The organism is Erythrobacter sp. LQ02-29, from assembly GCF_022576075.2.
Taxonomy (GTDB): domain Bacteria; phylum Pseudomonadota; class Alphaproteobacteria; order Sphingomonadales; family Sphingomonadaceae; genus Alteriqipengyuania.
The window spans coordinates 445,557-461,250 of the sequence record NZ_JANCNT010000001.1 but is presented as its reverse complement, the minus strand read 5'-3'; the positions used below and the strand labels follow the sequence as shown (position 1 = coordinate 461,250).

Here is a 15,694-nt window from a genome sequence, read left to right as displayed (position 1 = left end):
CGCCTTTTTTCCACATGGAAGGGTCGCTATAGCCCCTCGCGCGATGGCGTATCGGGCAGGGCAATAAAGCGGGTGGCGCAGGACAGCACCGGTTCGGAGCGCGCGGTCGTGGCTTTCGATAATGTCGGTCTGCGTTACGGCACCGACCCCGAAGTGCTGAGCGACATCTCCTTCGCGCTGTGGCCGGGCAATTTCTATTTTCTCACAGGGGCTAGCGGAGCGGGGAAGACCTCGCTCCTCAAGCTGCTCTATCTCGCACAGCGTCCCTCGCGCGGGGCGATCCGCATGTTCGACAGCGACGTGATTACCCTGTCGCGCAGTCGGCTTCCCGGTTTCCGCCGGCGGCTGGGCGTGGTGTTCCAGGACTTTCGCCTGGTGCCGCACATGTCCACCTTCGACAATATCGCCCTGCCGCTGCGCATCGCGGGTGTGCCCGAAGGCGAACTGGCGCGGCCCGTCGCCGAGATGCTCGAATGGGTCGGGCTGGGTCATCGCGAGGACGCCCGGCCGGAAACGCTTTCGGGCGGGGAGCAGCAGCGGGTGGCGATCGCGCGGGCGGTGATCGGCCGGCCCGACCTGTTGGTCGCGGACGAGCCGACCGGCAATGTCGATCCGGAAATGTCGGAGCGATTGCTGCGCCTGTTCGGATCGCTCAACCGGTTGGGAACGACGGTCGTGGTGGCGACGCACGATCTGCAATTGCTTCCCCGCATGCCGGAGGCGATGATCATGCGGCTCGACGGCGGGCGGCTGTCGGATCCCACTGGGGCCCTGCGCTATCCCCCGCGCGGCGGGCGGCAGCGCGAGGCGGAGGCCGAAGCGTGGCATACCCTGTGAGGGAAGCGCCCCCGGCCGGCGATACCCGCAAGGTGACCGGGCTCGCCCGGTTTCGCGGCGCGCGTGCGGCGCAGTTGCTGCCCCGGACACGTCTGGCCGGACCCGTTCCATGGGTCATCGCCATTATGGTCGCGCTGACGGTGGTCGCGGCCGCTGCGGCGCTTGCCCTGTCGCATCTGGCGGGCCGCGTCGGCGGCGACCTCGCGGGGGGCGCGACGGTGCAGATCGTGCAGGCGGATAGGGGCCAGCGCGAACGGCAGGCCGTTGCGGCGCGCGACGCGCTGACGCGAAGCGCGGAGGTCGCCACGGTGCATGTGGTGCCCGCAGAGGAAGTCGAGCGTTTGCTGGCCCCCTGGCTGGGCGAGGACGGCGCGGACAGCGAATCGGTTCCCATCCCTGCCCTGATCGACGTGACACTGCGCGGGGCCGCCACGCCCGAACGGCTGCGACGCCTGCGCGTGGAACTGGCCGCCGTCGCTCCCGACGCGCGGATCGACGCCGCATCGCGCTGGCTGGAACCGGTCGTCGATACCATCGCATCGCTGCGCTGGCTGGCGATCGCCCTGATCGCATTGCTGGGCGCGACCAGCGCGGCGGCGGTGTTCCTTGCCGCCCGCAGCGCGCTGGGGGGCAACCGCTCTACCATCGAGGTGGTGCATCTGCTCGGCGGCACCGATACGCAGATCGCCCGGGTGTTCCAGCGCTCGGTACGGATCGACGCCGCCGTCGGAGGCGCGATAGGGTTCCTCGTCGGTCTCATCATCGTGCTGACGCTTGGCAGCCAGTTCGCCGGGCTCGGCAGCGGGCTGGTCGGGGGCGGCGTGCTGCGCTGGTTCGACTGGCTCCTGCTTGCTCTTGTCCCCCTTGCAATGATCGGGCTGGCGATGCTTACCGCGCGCTGGACCGTCACCGCCGCATTGAAAGCTCTTCTGTGATCCGTCGTATTCTCGCCGCCATCGCCATGCTGTGGGCGCTGGGCTTCCTCGTGTTCGCCACCACGCTGCCGCGCCCCGCGGGCGACGAGCGGACCGACGCGGTGATCGTGCCGACGGGGGCGGCGGGCCGGATCGGTCGCGGGCTCGAAATCGTCCGGTCCGACCGGGCGCGCCTGATGCTGGTCACCGGGGTAGATCCGAACGTGAAGCCGAAGGAGTTTGCGGCCGAGTTCGGCGTGCCGATGGACGTGATGGAATGCTGCGTCACGCTGGGCTTCGATGCGGTCGATACCCGCAGCAACGCGGCGGAAACGCTCCGCTGGGTGGAGGACAACAAGATCCGCAGCCTGCGCATCGTGACCTCCGACTGGCACATGCGCCGGGCCGCGGGCGAGTTGCGCTATCGCCTGCCGACCAATGTCGAGATCGTGGAGGATGCGGTCGCGACCGAACCGTCCTTCGCGATCCTGATGATCGAATACAACAAATGGCTGGCCAGCACGGTCTCGCACTGGCTGCCGAGCGCATGATCTCCGTCCTTCGCAGCCTGGCCTTCTACCTCGTCTTCTACGGCGGCAGCGTGGTCTATGTGCTGACCGCCGTGCTCCTGGCCTCGCTTGGCCGTGACAAATTATTCCAGAAGGCGGTTCGCGGCTGGAGCCGGTTCCATCGCCGCTGCGCGCGCATCTTGCTCGGGATCGAGGTCGTGTCCGAGGGTGCGCCGCTGGTCGAACCGGCGCTCTACGCGATCCGGCACGAAAGCTTCTTCGAAGCGATCGATGCGCCGATGGTGTTCGACCTTCCCGTGCCCTTCGCGAAGGAGGAGCTGTTCGCCATCCCGGGCTGGGGCAAGGCGGCGTCCGCCTATGGATTGGTGCCGGTCGCGCGGACCCAGGGGGCCGCGACGCTGCGCCGCATGATCCGCCAGGCGCGCGACCGCGCGGCGGAGGGGCGGCCGCTCATCATCTTTCCCGAAGGCACGCGGGTTCCCCATGGCCAACGCGGCACGATCCAGTCGGGCTTTGCGGGAATCTACAAGATGGTCGGACTGCCGGTGGTGCCGGTCGCGGTGAACAGCGGGCCGCTCTATCACCGCAAGGCCAAGCGTAGCGGCCAGATCACCTATCGCTTCGGCGCGCCGATCGAGCCGGGCCTGCCCCGGGCCGAGATCGAGGCGCGCGTGCAGGAGGCGATCAACGCGCTCAACGGGTGAGAAAACGCGTGTCCATGCCGATGGACGCTGCGCCCGTTTGCACCTAAAGCTCGCGACCATGAGCGAAACGGTCTCCTTCGGCTACGAGGACGTGGCCCCGGACGAGAAGACGCGGCGCGTGGGCTCAGTCTTCTCCAATGTTGCGGCCAGCTACGACATCATGAACGATGCGATGTCGGGCGGCATGCACCGATTGTGGAAGGATCGCTTCGTGCGCCGGGTGAAACCGCGGCCGGGCGAGGCGGTACTCGACATGGCGGGCGGCACCGGCGACATCGCGTTCCGCATGGCGGCGCGCAGGCCCGAGGTGACGGTCGCCGACATCAACCAGGACATGCTCGACGTCGGCATCGAACGCGCGATGGAGCGTGGGATCACCGGGCTTTCCTGGTCGTGCCAGAACGCCGAGGAACTGAGCTATCCGGGCGGCGTGTTCGACGCCTACACCATCGCCTTCGGCATCCGCAACGTCACCGACATCCCCCGGGCGCTGCGCGAGGCGCGGCGCGTGCTGAAGTTCGGCGGGCGGTTTTTCTGCCTTGAATTCAGTACGGTAGAGTGGCCCGGCTTCAAGGACGTGTACGACGCATACTCCGAACATCTGGTGCCGAGGTTGGGAGAAATGATCGCGAAGGACGAAGCGAGCTATCGCTATCTCGTCGAATCGATCCGCCGTTTCCCACCCATGCCCCAATTCGAGGGGATGATCCGCGAGGCCGGCTTCGCCCAGACGAAGGTGGAGCCGATCATGGGTGGCCTCGTCGCGATCCATTCGGGCTGGAAGATTTGAACAATGAACGGGAGCGGCAGCGACCCAAAGCGCGACTGCGCGCCGCCCGGTAGGGCGAGAGCCAAGCGAACGGATGTAAGCGCCCGGCGCTTGAGGGGTCTTCAAAAAACATGACCCGCCCCGCGACCCATATCTGGCGGCTCCTGAAATGGGGCCGCACGCTGGCGCGGTATGGCGCGTTGCGCGGGATAGAGCGCGATCCGCATACGCCCGCGCCGGTCCAGCGGCTGGTCCGGCTCGCGCGCTTCGGCACGCGCCAGCCGGCGGTGCCCGACTATGCCGGGGCCTTCCGCGCCATCGGCCCCGCGGCGATCAAGCTGGGACAGACGCTGGCGACGCGGCCCGATCTCGTAGGCGAGGACGCGGCGCACAATCTGCTGGCGCTGCAGGACGATCTGCCGCCGGTGCCCTTTTCGCAGATCGAGCCCGATATCGCGGCGACCTTCGCCCAGCCGCTCGACACGCTGTTCGCGCGGATCGATCCCGACCCGGTCGGCGCCGCTTCGATCGCGCAGGTCCATCGCGCGGTGACGACCGATGGCCGGGAAGTCGCGATCAAGGTGCTGCGGCCCCATATCCGCGAGCATTTCAAGCGCGATCTCGCAACCTACGAATGGGCCGCCGCCCATGTCGAGGCGATGGGCGGCGAGGCGTCGCGGCTGCGCCCGCGGCTGGTGATCGCCAATTTCAAGCGCTGGACCCAACGCGAGCTCGATCTCAGGCGCGAGGCCGCCTCCGCCAGCGAACTGGCCGAGGCGATGAAGGGGTTCGAGGGGTATCGCATTCCCGCGATCGACTGGGACCGGACCAACGGCCGGGTGATGACGATCGACTGGATCGACGGCATCAAGATCAGCCGCCGCGACGACCTGATCGCCGCCGGGCACGATCTGCCCGCGCTGGCCGAGCGGCTGGTGATCGCGTTCCTGACGCAGGCGATCAGCGCGGGTTTCTTCCACGCCGACATGCATCAGGGCAACCTGTTCGTCGAACCCGATGGCACCATCGTGGCGATCGATTTCGGCATCATGGGCCGGATCGACCGGCGCGCGCGGCAATGGCTGGCGGAGATCCTCTATGGCCTGACCACGGGCGATTATCGCCGCGTAGCGGAAATCCATTTCGAGGCGCAATACGTGCCGAGCTACCACTCGGTCGACGAATTCGCGACCGCGCTGCGCGCCGTGGGCGAGCCGATGCGGGGCAAGCCGGTGAAGGACCTGTCGGTCGGCCAGATGCTCGACGGTCTGTTCGCGATCACGCGCGATTTCGACATGCAGACCCAGCCGCATCTGCTGCTGTTGCAGAAGACCATGGTGATGGTCGAAGGGATCGCGACCCAGCTCGATCCCGAGATCAACATGTGGGACGTGTCCGCCCCCTTCGTGCGCGGCTGGATCCGCGACGAGCTGGGGCCGGAGGCGGCGCTGGCCGACCGGTTGCGCGAGGATGCGAAGACGCTGCTGCGCCTGCCCGATCTGGTGCGCCGGATCGATGCCGCCTTCCCGGCGAAGGGGGCCGCGCCCGAGCCGCCGCCGCTGGCCGATGTCGAACTGATCTGGGAACGCCGCCGCCGCAAGGGCGGTCTGCTCGCCCGCTGGCCCGGCTATCTGCTCGCCGCGCTGGTCGGCGGCGGGGCCGCGATCGGCGCGATGGCGCTGGGCTGGGTAGGCTAGAGCGGCTCGACCGGCTCGACCGCTTCCGGCTTCACCGGTTTGCGCGCGAGCCACGCTGCACCGAACGCGCCCAGCGCGACCATCAGCGCCTCCACCGTCATCGGTAACAACACGTCGTGGGTCGCGCCGTCCGCCAGGATGCCGACCAGCCGCCCGAAGAACGCGATCCCGAACAGCGCCATGGGCACGGCGAGCGCGAGCGCCCGCTGACGGATCGCGGCGTAGAGGAATCCCCCGCCCGCCAGCACGAAGAACGCGGTCATGTCGGCCCGCAATGTCGAACGTCCGAGCGAACCCGCCGCCGCCAGCCCCAGCGATGCGCCCTGCTGTTCGGGTGCGAACAGGAAGGCAAGGCCGAGATAGGTGAAGAACAGGCCTGCCAAACCCAGCAGGATGCGAAGAAGATTGCGCATGGGCGAAACGATGCCTCCTGGCGTGAAGCACTAGCCTATCGCGCGCCCGCTCGCTAGGCGGGGCGCGAGGCAAGAGGCGAGGCAGGCGCGTGGCAACCCATTCCCCCGACGGACCGCATATCCTGCTGATCGTGGGCGGCGGCATCGCGGCCTACAAGGCGTGCGAGCTGGTGCGCCTGATCCGCAAGCGGGGCGGCACGGTCACCTGCGTTCTGACCGAGGGGGGCAGCCACTTCGTCACCCCGATGACGCTCGCCGCGCTGAGCGAGAACGCCGTCTACACGACGCTGTGGGACCTCAAGAACGAAGTCGAGATGGGGCATATTCAGCTCAGCCGCGAGGCCGATCTGGTGGTCGTCTGCCCCGCCACCGCCGATCTGCTGGCGAAGATGACGGCTGGCATCGCGGACGATCTCGCCACCACGCTGCTGCTCGCAACGGATACGCGCGTGCTGGCCGCCCCGGCGATGAACGTGCGCATGTGGGGCCACGCCGCGACGCAGGCGAATGTCGCCACGCTGCGCCAGCGCGGCGTCACCGTGCTCGACCCCGACGAGGGGGCGATGGCCTGCGGCGAATTCGGGGCGGGGCGCCTGCCCGAACCCGAGGCGATCTGGAACGCCATCGAGAGCGCGCTGGGCGGGGCCGATCCGCTGGCCGGGCAGCCGGACTTTTCCGATGACCGGCACCGCGCGCTCTACGGTCGCCACGTCCTCGTAACCGCCGGTCCGACGCACGAGCCGATCGATCCGGTGCGCTATATCGCCAACCGTTCCAGCGGGCGGCAGGGGTTCGCGATCGCTGCTGCCGCTGCCAATGCCGGTGCGCGGGTGACACTCGTGGCCGGGCCGGTGGCGCTCGACACGCCGCCGGGCGTCGATCGGGTCGATATCGAAAGCGCGCGCGAGATGGCGGCGGCGGTGGAGAATGCGCTCCCCGCCGATGTCGCCGTGATGGTGGCCGCGGTGGCGGACTGGCGCGCGGCGGACAGCCATCCGCGCAAGCTCAAGAAACAGGGCGGGGCGCCGCCCCCGCTCGAACTGGCGGAAAACCCGGATATTCTTGCCGGCCTCGCCAAGTCCTCGCAGCGGCCCGGCCTGCTGATCGGCTTCGCCGCGGAAACCGACGACGTGCTCGCCAATGCCATCGCCAAGCGGGAGCGGAAGGGGGCCGACTGGATCGTCGCCAACGACGTTTCCGGCGATGTCATGGGCGGCGAAGAGAACGCGGTCCACATCGTGTCGGAACATGGTGTGGAGGAGCTGCCGCGCGCGGCGAAGGGCGATATCGCCCGTGCGCTTGTCCAGCGGATTGCGAGCGCGCTGGAGGAAAGCGAATGAGCGAGGTCCCGGTGAAGCTGAAGCGGCTGCCGCACGGAGAAGGCCTGCCGCTGCCCGCCTATGCCACCGACGGCGCGGCGGGCATGGACGTGGTCAGTGCGGAGGACGTGATCATTCCGCCCTGTGCGCGCCATGCGGTCGCGACCGGCTTCGCGATCGCCATTCCGCCGGGGTACGAGGTGCAGGTGCGCCCGCGTTCGGGCCTGGCGCTGCGCCATGGGATCACCGTGCCGAACGCGCCCGGCACGATCGACAGCGACTATCGCGGCGAGGTGAAGGCGATCCTGATCAACCACGGGACCGAATCGTTCGCCATCGAACGCGGCGACCGGGTGGCCCAGCTGGTGCTCGCCCCCGTGACGCGGGCGGTATGGCAGGAGGCCGACGATCTGGATGCGACCGCTCGCGGCGGCGACGGGTTCGGCTCCACCGGCGGGCATGCCTCGCTGTCCTGACGCCTGAAAGGAAACGGCCCGCCATCCGGTGGGGATGACGGGCCGCCTTTGGCCCAACAGGAGAGACGGGCACTTAACAGGTGATCAGGCCGCTTCGGCCTCTTCCATCGGGTCGCGCAGCACGTAGCCGCGACCCCAGACGGTCTCGATATAGTTCTCGCCACCGCACGCATGGCTGAGCTTCTTGCGCAGCTTGCAGATGAAGACGTCGATGATCTTGAGTTCGGGTTCGTCCATCCCGCCATAGAGGTGGTTGAGGAACATTTCCTTGGTCAGCGTGGTGCCCTTGCGCAAGCTGAGCAGCTCCAGCATCGCGTATTCCTTGCCGGTCAGGTGGACCCGCGCGCCGTCGACCTCGACGGTCTTGGCATCGAGGTTGACCGCCAGTTTGCCGGTGCGGATGACCGACTGGCTGTGGCCCTTGCTGCGGCGGACCACGGCGTGGATACGCGCGACCAGCTCGTCACGGTGAAACGGTTTGGTTACGTAATCGTCGGCACCGAAGCCGAAGCTGCGCACCTTGCTGTCCATCTCGGCGATGCCGGACAGGATCAGCACCGGCGTCTGCACCTTGGCGACGCGCAGCTTCTTCAGCACGTCGTAGCCGTGCATGTCGGGCAGGTTCAGGTCGAGCAGGATGATGTCGTAATCGTACAGCTTGCCCAGATCGAGGCCTTCCTCGCCCAGATCGGTCGAATAGACGTTGAATCCCTCGGTCGTCAGCATGAGCTCGATCGCCTTGGCGGTCGTCGGCTCGTCCTCGATCAGCAATACGCGCATGGGCGCTCCCCTTCGTTAGCCCCTGATATGCTCGGGTAACCGTATCGCAGCTACGGTTGCTATCTATTAACCACCCCGTTTCTCACCGAAAAAGGTTAACAAGCGGTTTAACACGTTAAGGCTTTTTCATGAGTCTTTAATGCCACACGGCTCAGGCGGGGCGATTATCCGGCCGCGCGCAGCTTTTTCGCGCGTCGGCGTTCCACGCTGGACCCTATCCCCGCGGCCTCGCGATATTTCGCGACCGTGCGGCGGGCGATGTCGAACCCTTCCGCTTTCAGCAGATCGACCAGCTTGTCGTCGGACAGGATCTTCTTGGGATCCTCCGCCTCGGTCAGCGCGCGGATGCGGGCCTTGACCGATTCGGCGCTCGCCCCGTCGCCATCGGCGCTGCCGACCCCGCTGGTGAAGAAATACTTGAGCTCGAACGTCCCACGCTCGCAGTGCAGGTACTTGTTGCTGGTGACGCGGCTGACGGTGCTTTCGTGCATCTCGATCTCTTCCGCCACCCGGCGCAGGGTCAGCGGCTTCAGCTGGCTGACCCCCTTGGCGAAGAAACCGGCCTGTTGTTCCACGATCTGCGCCGCCACCGCCAGGATGGTCCGCTGGCGCTGGTCGAGCGCCTTCACCAACCAGCGCGCGTCGGCCAGCTTTTCGCGCAGCCAGCCGCGGCTCGCCTTGTCGCGGCAATCCTCGCGCAGCTCGACCACATATTCGCGGTTCACCACGACGCGCGGAAGGCTGGCGGGATTGAGCGCGATCTTCCAGCTTCCGGCGCGGTCGCGGGTCAGCAGGATGTCGGGCACCACCGCGCCCGCCTCCGCCGCGCCGAACGCGAGGCCGGGCCGGGGATCGTAGGCGCGCAGCTCCGCCAGCATGTCGGCGAAATCCTCGTCGTCGACGTCGCACATGCGCTTGAGCCGGGAGACCTCGCCGCGCGCGACGAGATCGAGATTGTCGATCAGCCGCGCCATACACGGATCGTAGCGGTCCGCCTCCTTCGCCTGCAGGGCGAGGCATTCGCCCAGATTGCGCGCGCCGACCCCGGTCGGCTCCAGCGCCTGCACCACTTCGAGCGCGCGTTCCGCCTCGGCCAGCGGCACGCCCAGATCGCGCGCCACTTCGGCGAGATCGCTGCGCAGATAGCCCGCCTCGTCCAGCAGGCCGATGATGTGGCGCGCAAGGAATTCCTCGCGCACGTCGCCCGCCACCGCGCCGACCTGCGCATCGAGATGCTCGGCCAGCGTCTCGCCGCTGGTGTGTCTTTCCTCGATCCCCGGCAGGTCGTCCGCGGCACCACCGGGGGCGGACAGCGCCGAGCCCCATTCGCCGTCGCCGGTGTCCCGGTCGTGGTCGAGCGCGCCGGGATCGATGTCGAGCGCCTCGTCCCCACCCGCGCTGTCGGCCTCGTATTCGGACGGGGCCTGCGCTTCGCCGGGCTCGTCCCCGCCATCCTCGCGCCGGACCTCGCCCGCTTCCAGCAGCGGATTGGCCTCCAGCGCCTCGCCGATGAAGGTCTCGATCTCGAGATTGGAGAGCGCCAACAGCTTGATCGCCTGCTGCAGCTGCGGCGTCATTACCAGCGATTGCGACTGGCGCAGGTCGAGGCGGGGCGCGAGCGCCATCAGTGCGTGACCCGGCTCCAGCGGAGCTGTCGCCTCGCGCGGTGCCGGCCCCGGCCGCCAACCCTTGCCCCTCGCGATTGCGTCGCAAGAGGCCGGATAATCACAACGTGAACCCCTCGCCCAGATAGAGCCGGCGGACATTGGCGTCGGCGACCAGTTCCTCGGGCGTGCCGGCGAACAGCACCTGTCCGCCATAGATGATGCAGGCGCGGTCCACGATTTCCAGCGTCTCGCGCACGTTGTGGTCGGTGATCAGCACGCCGATGCCGCGCGTCTTCAGATCCTTTACCAGGTCGCGGATGTCGCTGATCGAGAGCGGATCGATGCCGGCGAAGGGTTCGTCGAGCAGCATGATCGAGGGCTTCGCCGCCAGCGCGCGGGCGATTTCGCACCGGCGCCGTTCGCCGCCCGACAGCGCCATGGCCGGGCTGGTCCTGAGCCGAGTCAGGCCGAACTCGTCGAGCAGCCGGTCGAGCTCGGCGGCCCGCGTATCGGCATCGGGCTCGACCATTTCGAGCACGCAGTTGATGTTCTGCTCCACCGTCATCCCGCGGAAGATGCTAGTTTCCTGCGGCAGATAGCCCAGGCCCAGGATCGCGCGGCGATACATCGGCAACTTGGTCACATCCTCCCCATCCATCAGGATGCGGCCCGAATCGGGCTTCACCAGTCCCATGATGGAATAGAAGCAGGTCGTCTTGCCCGCGCCGTTGGGGCCGAGCAGGCCGAGCACCTCGCCCTTGCCTACGGACAGCGAGATATCGGTGAGGACCGCCCGCTTGTCGTAGCTCTTGGCGATGGACACGACTTCGAGCCCGCCCTGCGGGATCGGCGGGGCCGCGCTGCGCTCGACTTCCTCGGCGGCGGGCGTGTCGTATTCGGCATCCTGTGCGCTCATGGGCCAACCTCTAGCATCCGATCGCGCGGTTTGAACCCCCGATCGATCGATTTGGCAGGGTCCGTGCATGCAACGCACGATAGTCGCAAACTTGCGTCGAACCGGACTCTCTGGAATAAACCTTGCCAGGAGAAGGTGGGAGAAGAGCGTGATGGATCAACAAGCGCACAGGATCGCCAATCGGCACGAGGCCGCCATTCCGGCGAAACGCAACTGGCGCAGGAAGATGAGCGATCACGTCGCCAGCGCGCTGCTCGTCTATACCGGCCTGCAGATTTTCGTGACGGTGCAGGCGATGGCCGAGGGGCTGCCGTCGATGCTGCCCTATCTGGCGCTGGTCATCCTGGTCGCGGGCATCATCCCGGCCTGTCGCGCGTTCGAGCGGCGCTGGGCGAAGCTGGACGATGCCGCCGCCACCGACCCGGCGATGAGGGGGCCATTCGTGCGCGATGCCATCACCTTGTGGGTGATCGCGATCGGACTGCCATTCGTCATCACTTTCGCCTTCAAGCTGGCCTACACGCTGTTTTGAGGCGGAACTCCACGCCGGTTCGCCGCTTGAACCGGATGATGGGATCGCGGTCTATCCTGAAGACATTTCTCTCGGCACTGGCCGCGCTGGTAGCGGTCGTGACCCTGCCGGGCATTGCCAGCGCGCAATTGCCGACCGCGAGTGCGTCGCCGACCCCCACCGTTGCCGCGCCCGCGATCGATACATCCACCGATCCGAATACCGATACGCGGATCGCGCAGCGGCTGCGCGGTATCTTCGGGGAACTGCCGGCCTACACCAATGTGCAGCTACGGGTCAGCGACGGGGTCGTCACGCTGAGCGGTAGCGTCGCCGATGCTGCCGATATCGACCGGGCGGAGGCGATCGCCAGCCGGGTCGAAGGCGTGGTCACGGTGGAGAACGGTCTCACCCGCGACGCTTCGCTGGGGGAGGGGCTGAACGCCATCGGAGCGCTGTCGGGCAAGCTGCGCGGCCTCGTGAACATGCTCCCGCTGATCGGTCTCGCGCTGGCCGTGGCCCTGCTGATCGCGATGGTGGGCTATCTGCTCGGCGGGTTCGGGCGGCTCTGGCACCGGATCGCGCCGAACGGCTTCCTCGCCGAACTGATCGGCAGCGCGGTGCGTTTCGTGTTCGTCCTGCTCGGCATCGTGGTGGCGCTGGACATGGTCGGTGCAGGCGCACTGCTCGGCGCGGTGCTGGGCGGCGCGGGCGTCATCGGCATCGCGCTGGGCTTCGCCATGCGCGACCTGATCGAGAACTACGTCGCTTCCATCATGCTCAGCGTGCGCCAGCCCTTCCGAGCCAACGATCACGTCCTGATCGACGATCTGGAAGGGCGCGTCATCCGGCTGACCAGTCGCGCGACCGTGTTGATGACGCTGGACGGCAACCATTTGCGCATTCCCAATTCCACCGTCTTCAAGGCGGTGATCGTCAATTACACGCGCAATCCGCAGCGCCGCTTCGACTTCGCGCTGGGGGTGGATGCGGACGACGATCCGCGCGCCGCCCGGCGGCTGGGGCGCGACACGTTGGCGGGCCTGCCCTTCGTGCTGGCCGACCCGGCCCCGGAGGCGCGGATAGAGGAGGTCGGCGATTCGAACATCGTGATCCGCTTCCTCGCCTGGATCGACCAGACCGAGGCGGATTTTTTCAAGGCGCGATCGAACGCCATTCCCGCGGTGAAGGACGCGCTGGAGGCGGCCGGGTTCGGCCTGCCGGAGCCGATCTATCGCCTGCGCTTCGACCCGCGCTCGGCCAAGCTGCCGCTGGAAACCGAAGCGATGGCTGAAACCACATCGGCGGCAACGATACCGCCCCCGGTATCACCGGCGCCGAAGCCGGCAGCGCATCCGGACGAGGACGTGACGCCCGCCGACGAGATCGCGGGCATGGTGGCGGCGGAGCGGCGCGCGGAAACGAAGGACAAGGACCTGCTCGATAGCGGCAGGCCGATCGAGTAACGTCCGCGTCGCGCGGCGGCTCAGCCGTTCTTCTTCGCCGCCTCGCTCTTCGCCAGTTCGATCGCCTCGAGCACGACCCGGCGCGCTTCGGCCGCATCGCCCCACTGCCCGATCCGCACCCACTTCTCCTTCTCCAGATCCTTGTAATGGGTGAAGAAGTGCTCGATCTGCTGGAAGATGATGCTCGGCAGATCCTTGGTCTCGCCGACGTCGGAGTAATAGGGGAAGGTGGTGTCCAGCGGCACGCAGACCAGCTTCTCGTCCCCGCCATGCTCGTCCTCGAGATTGAGGACGCCGATCGGGCGGGCGCGGACCACGCAGCCGGGGATGAAGGGGCTGCGCGCGATTACCAGCGCGTCGAGCGGATCGCCGTCGGGGCTGAGCGTGTGGGGTACGAAGCCGTAATTCGCCGGATAGCGCATCGGGGTGTGCAGGATGCGGTCGACGAACAGCGCGCCCGATTCCTTGTCGAACTCGTACTTCACGGGCTCGCCGCCGGTCGGCACCTCGATGATGACGTTGAGTTCCGCGGGCGGGTTGGGCCCGGTGGGGATCAGGTCGATACGCATGGGGGTCTTTTTTTCCGTATTCTCTAGAAACGAGGACGCGCGACGGGGCCTAGGCAACCGTCGCGCGCATCGCAACGCATTTTGTGCGGCGCGGCAAAGCCTGCCCCGCCGCCGCGCCGGGCGGGCTCAGCCGCCGGTACGCGGTGCCAGCAGCCGGTCGAGCCCGTGCTCGCCCTCTCCGGTCTTTTCCAGATAGGGATAGCGCAGCCCGTCGTGGTAATCGATTTTCACGGTGCGATAGGCATCGCCGCGTTTCACCATCAGCTCGATCGGGTCCTTGGTCCCCTTGGCCGCGGTGATCGCGTCCATGATCGCTTCCTTCGAATAGGCGGTGCCGTTCACGGCCAGGATCTGGCTGCCGTCGACCAGCCCGGCATCGAAGGCCGGTCCGTCCCACAGCGTGGAGCTGACCGTGCCGTTATCCGTCAGGTTGACCCCCAGCGAGTAAGTAAGGCTGGTATAGTTGTACCCGCCCATGCGCCCCTTGTCGTAGCTGTTGGGCTCTTCCTTCCAGACCAGCTTGTATCCGGCCATGTTCAGGCCGCGGAGCGGTGCGGGCTGGTTGACCCCGTACAGGCGGGTGGTGAGGAAGTTCGCCCAATCGTAGGGGTAAACGCCATTCAGAGTGGAGACGACCTCGTCGAAATCGTAGGGCAGTTCGCCCCAGTCCCCGTCGCGCACGCCGAAGAACGCCTTGGCGAAATCGTCCAGCCCCTTCGCCCCGTTCGTGCCTTCGCGGATGATCTGGTCGGCTTCGAGCCAGACCAGCGCGCCCTCGACGTAATAGTCCTCGCTGCGGCTGAGCGAGGAATAGGGCAGCGGCGCGCGCGAATTGATGATCGGATCGTGGGTCGTATCCTCGACCGAGCGATAGGCGCGGCCCGGCTGCCCTTCGGCATAGTTCGCGGCGTAGGTCGCGAAGGCATCGAGGAAGGTCTGCTTCTTCTGCAGCCCGCTGCGCGCGGCTAGGACCCAGCCCCAGAACTGGGTCTGCCCCTCGTACACCCACAGCAGCGTGTCCTGCATCGGGGTGCGATAGTCGGGCGTCCACAGGTCGGACGGACGGCGGAACTTGCCGTTCCAGCTATGCACCAGTTCATGGCTGACGACGTTGTGGTCCCAGTCCATCGCGTCCCAGTCGGTCAGGGCGGTCGGCTCGTACTGGTTCTCGGCAGAGCGGTGATGCTCCAGCCCGATGCCCCCCATCGTGTCGGTCATCGCCAGCAGGATGTCGTAATGGTCGAAATGGCGCGCGCCGAACAGCGCGTCGGCCTCGTCGATCAGCTTCTCGAAATGCGCGAGGTTTTCCGGCGCGAGATCGAGATATTTCGGCTTGTCGGCGATCGCGTCGAGCTTCACCGCGGGATCGAGCTGCCACTGCTTGGCATATTTGCCTGCGAAGATCGGCGAATCGACCAGCGTCTCGTAATCCACGGTCTGCCAGGTGACCGTATCGCCGCTGCGCCTCTGTCCATCGAGCGCGGTGAAGGCGGTCCATCCGGCCGGGAACTTCACCGTCGGCTTGATCGCGATGCGGCGGGTGTAATGGCCGGCGGGGTAGAAGCTCATCTTCTCCCACTGCAGGTTCAGCATTTCGGGCGTCATCGTGATCCGCCCCTCGCTGCCGTCTACCGGCGAGGTGTGGACGAAATTCGCGACCACGTTCTTCGCCCCCTGCGGGACCGAGACGATGATCTCGTACACGTCGAGCGGATTGCGGGTCCATTCCAGCGTCTTCCCGCCGGAGGTGAACTGGAACCCGCTGACGAGGTTGATCGGGCCGCGCGCGGCGTGATTGCCGGGCAGCCATTCGGGGAACAGCAGGTGCAGCTCGCGCATGCCGCCGGTCACCGGGATCGTTTCCGTCACGCGGTAGATGCCCCGCACCGTATCGGTCGCATCGATGTCGAGCGAGATCGTGCCGCCCGGCCACGCCGTGTCGCTGGGCAGCGGGGTCTGGTCGGCCAGCTGCTGTTCGACCGGCGCGGAATTGCCCGCGGGCCGGATGTCCTGCGCCGATGCGGGGGCGGAGAGGGGAAGGGCGAGGAGGGCAGCGGCGAGCGCGGTGCCGAGAGAGAGGTGCTTCATGATCGCATCCCATGCGCGGATCGGCGCGTCCATGCAACGGGGTATCATGCTTTCGCTTCGCCGCCCGCCGCGCTAAGCGCGCGCCCATGAACAGGATT

At 67.2% G+C, this 15,694-nt stretch carries 16 protein-coding genes; 10 read left to right on the top strand and 6 right to left on the bottom strand.

All coding sequences use genetic code 11. The features are described 5' to 3' along the window. Positions 1 to 72: 72 nt before the first annotated feature. From ftsE to ubiB, 6 genes are all read left to right on the top strand, one after another. Positions 73 to 837 carry a cell division ATP-binding protein FtsE gene (gene ftsE, locus MKP08_RS02200; RefSeq protein WP_241554702.1) on the top strand — a complete coding sequence of 255 codons (765 nt, stop codon included), beginning with the start codon at positions 73 to 75 and terminating at the stop codon, positions 835 to 837. Further along, positions 822 to 1,772: a cell division protein gene (locus tag MKP08_RS02195; RefSeq protein ID WP_256969989.1), complete on the top strand. Its 951-nt coding sequence runs from the start codon at positions 822 to 824 to the stop codon at positions 1,770 to 1,772. Before ftsE ends, MKP08_RS02195 begins: the two co-directional genes overlap by 16 nt. Continuing rightward, on the top strand, positions 1,769 to 2,302 hold the full coding sequence (locus MKP08_RS02190) for a YdcF family protein (RefSeq protein ID WP_241554700.1): 534 nt from the start codon (positions 1,769 to 1,771) through the stop codon (positions 2,300 to 2,302). The genes MKP08_RS02195 and MKP08_RS02190 overlap by 4 nt, the downstream gene beginning before the upstream one ends. After that, a complete protein-coding gene (locus MKP08_RS02185) occupies positions 2,260 to 2,985 on the top strand; it encodes a 1-acyl-sn-glycerol-3-phosphate acyltransferase (RefSeq protein ID WP_241554699.1) in 726 nt (241 codons plus the stop codon). The genes MKP08_RS02190 and MKP08_RS02185 overlap by 43 nt, the downstream gene beginning before the upstream one ends. Positions 2,986 to 3,043: 58 nt before the next feature. Further along, positions 3,044 to 3,775: a class I SAM-dependent methyltransferase gene (locus MKP08_RS02180; protein WP_241554698.1), complete on the top strand. Its 732-nt coding sequence runs from the start codon at positions 3,044 to 3,046 to the stop codon at positions 3,773 to 3,775. A 110-nt stretch (positions 3,776 to 3,885) separates the two neighbouring features. Next, positions 3,886 to 5,451, top strand: coding sequence for a 2-polyprenylphenol 6-hydroxylase (gene ubiB, locus MKP08_RS02175; protein WP_215227258.1), 1,566 nt, complete (start codon positions 3,886 to 3,888; stop codon positions 5,449 to 5,451). Here the strand turns inward: ubiB and MKP08_RS02170 are convergent. After that, positions 5,448 to 5,864, bottom strand: a complete 417-nt coding sequence (locus MKP08_RS02170) for a DUF4345 family protein (protein ID WP_241554697.1) — start codon at positions 5,862 to 5,864, stop codon at positions 5,448 to 5,450. The genes ubiB and MKP08_RS02170 overlap by 4 nt on opposite strands. Before the next feature lie 89 nt (positions 5,865 to 5,953). Between MKP08_RS02170 and coaBC the strand changes: the two genes are divergently transcribed. Together coaBC and dut are read left to right on the top strand one after the other, a co-directional pair. Next, positions 5,954 to 7,204, top strand: coding sequence for a bifunctional phosphopantothenoylcysteine decarboxylase/phosphopantothenate--cysteine ligase CoaBC (gene coaBC, locus MKP08_RS02165; RefSeq protein WP_241554696.1), 1,251 nt, complete (start codon positions 5,954 to 5,956; stop codon positions 7,202 to 7,204). Next, positions 7,201 to 7,659 carry a dUTP diphosphatase gene (gene dut, locus MKP08_RS02160; RefSeq protein WP_241554695.1) on the top strand — a complete coding sequence of 153 codons (459 nt, stop codon included), beginning with the start codon at positions 7,201 to 7,203 and terminating at the stop codon, positions 7,657 to 7,659. The genes coaBC and dut overlap by 4 nt, the downstream gene beginning before the upstream one ends. A gap of 84 nt (positions 7,660 to 7,743) precedes the next feature. Here dut and ctrA read toward each other — a convergent pair whose 3' ends face one another. The 3 genes from ctrA to lptB form a co-directional block, all read right to left on the bottom strand. Further along, the gene (gene ctrA / locus MKP08_RS02155) at positions 7,744 to 8,439 is read right to left on the bottom strand and encodes a response regulator transcription factor CtrA (RefSeq protein ID WP_215227262.1); all 696 of its coding nucleotides are present in this window, start codon (positions 8,437 to 8,439) and stop codon (positions 7,744 to 7,746) included. A gap of 164 nt (positions 8,440 to 8,603) precedes the next feature. Beyond that, positions 8,604 to 10,064: an RNA polymerase factor sigma-54 gene (rpoN, locus tag MKP08_RS02150; RefSeq protein ID WP_241554694.1), complete on the bottom strand. Its 1,461-nt coding sequence runs from the start codon at positions 10,062 to 10,064 to the stop codon at positions 8,604 to 8,606. Positions 10,065 to 10,164: 100 nt separating this feature from the next. After that, complete coding sequence (gene lptB, locus MKP08_RS02145) at positions 10,165 to 10,962, bottom strand: LPS export ABC transporter ATP-binding protein (RefSeq protein ID WP_215227264.1); 798 nt, start codon at positions 10,960 to 10,962, stop codon at positions 10,165 to 10,167. A 151-nt stretch (positions 10,963 to 11,113) separates the two neighbouring features. Between lptB and MKP08_RS02140 the strand changes: the two genes are divergently transcribed. Then, positions 11,114 to 11,494, top strand: coding sequence for a hypothetical protein (locus MKP08_RS02140; RefSeq protein ID WP_241554693.1), 381 nt, complete (start codon positions 11,114 to 11,116; stop codon positions 11,492 to 11,494). A 38-nt stretch (positions 11,495 to 11,532) separates the two neighbouring features. Next, positions 11,533 to 12,939 (top strand): mechanosensitive ion channel family protein, encoded by a 1,407-nt coding sequence (locus tag MKP08_RS02135; RefSeq protein ID WP_241554692.1) that lies wholly within the window; start codon positions 11,533 to 11,535, stop codon positions 12,937 to 12,939. A 20-nt stretch (positions 12,940 to 12,959) separates the two neighbouring features. Here the strand turns inward: MKP08_RS02135 and ppa are convergent, their stop codons facing one another. Both ppa and MKP08_RS02125 read right to left on the bottom strand, forming a co-directional pair. Beyond that, positions 12,960 to 13,508 carry an inorganic diphosphatase gene (gene ppa, locus MKP08_RS02130; protein ID WP_215227267.1) on the bottom strand — a complete coding sequence of 183 codons (549 nt, stop codon included), beginning with the start codon at positions 13,506 to 13,508 and terminating at the stop codon, positions 12,960 to 12,962. 126 nt (positions 13,509 to 13,634) lie between these two features. After that, positions 13,635 to 15,596: a M61 family metallopeptidase gene (locus MKP08_RS02125; RefSeq protein WP_241554691.1), complete on the bottom strand. Its 1,962-nt coding sequence runs from the start codon at positions 15,594 to 15,596 to the stop codon at positions 13,635 to 13,637. Positions 15,597 to 15,694: the final 98 nt, after the last annotated feature.

Excerpts from the sequence above, each read along its gene's own strand:
- MKP08_RS02185 (WP_241554699.1), top strand. The coding sequence starts at position 2,260 with ATGGCTGGCCAGCACGGTCTCGCACTGGCTGCCGAGCGCATGATCTCC.
- MKP08_RS02180 (WP_241554698.1), top strand. The coding sequence starts at position 3,044 with ATGAGCGAAACGGTCTCCTTCGGCTACGAGGACGTGGCCCCGGACGAG.
- ubiB (WP_215227258.1), top strand. The coding sequence starts at position 3,886 with ATGACCCGCCCCGCGACCCATATCTGGCGGCTCCTGAAATGGGGCCGC.
- MKP08_RS02170 (WP_241554697.1), bottom strand. The coding sequence starts at position 5,864 with ATGCGCAATCTTCTTCGCATCCTGCTGGGTTTGGCAGGCCTGTTCTTC.
- dut (WP_241554695.1), top strand. The coding sequence starts at position 7,201 with ATGAGCGAGGTCCCGGTGAAGCTGAAGCGGCTGCCGCACGGAGAAGGC.
- ctrA (WP_215227262.1), bottom strand. The coding sequence starts at position 8,439 with ATGCGCGTATTGCTGATCGAGGACGAGCCGACGACCGCCAAGGCGATC.
- rpoN (WP_241554694.1), bottom strand. The coding sequence starts at position 10,064 with ATGGCGCTCGCGCCCCGCCTCGACCTGCGCCAGTCGCAATCGCTGGTA.
- lptB (WP_215227264.1), bottom strand. The coding sequence starts at position 10,962 with ATGAGCGCACAGGATGCCGAATACGACACGCCCGCCGCCGAGGAAGTC.
- MKP08_RS02140 (WP_241554693.1), top strand. The coding sequence starts at position 11,114 with ATGGATCAACAAGCGCACAGGATCGCCAATCGGCACGAGGCCGCCATT.
- MKP08_RS02135 (WP_241554692.1), top strand. The coding sequence starts at position 11,533 with ATGGGATCGCGGTCTATCCTGAAGACATTTCTCTCGGCACTGGCCGCG.
- ppa (WP_215227267.1), bottom strand. The coding sequence starts at position 13,508 with ATGCGTATCGACCTGATCCCCACCGGGCCCAACCCGCCCGCGGAACTC.
- MKP08_RS02125 (WP_241554691.1), bottom strand. The coding sequence starts at position 15,596 with ATGAAGCACCTCTCTCTCGGCACCGCGCTCGCCGCTGCCCTCCTCGCC.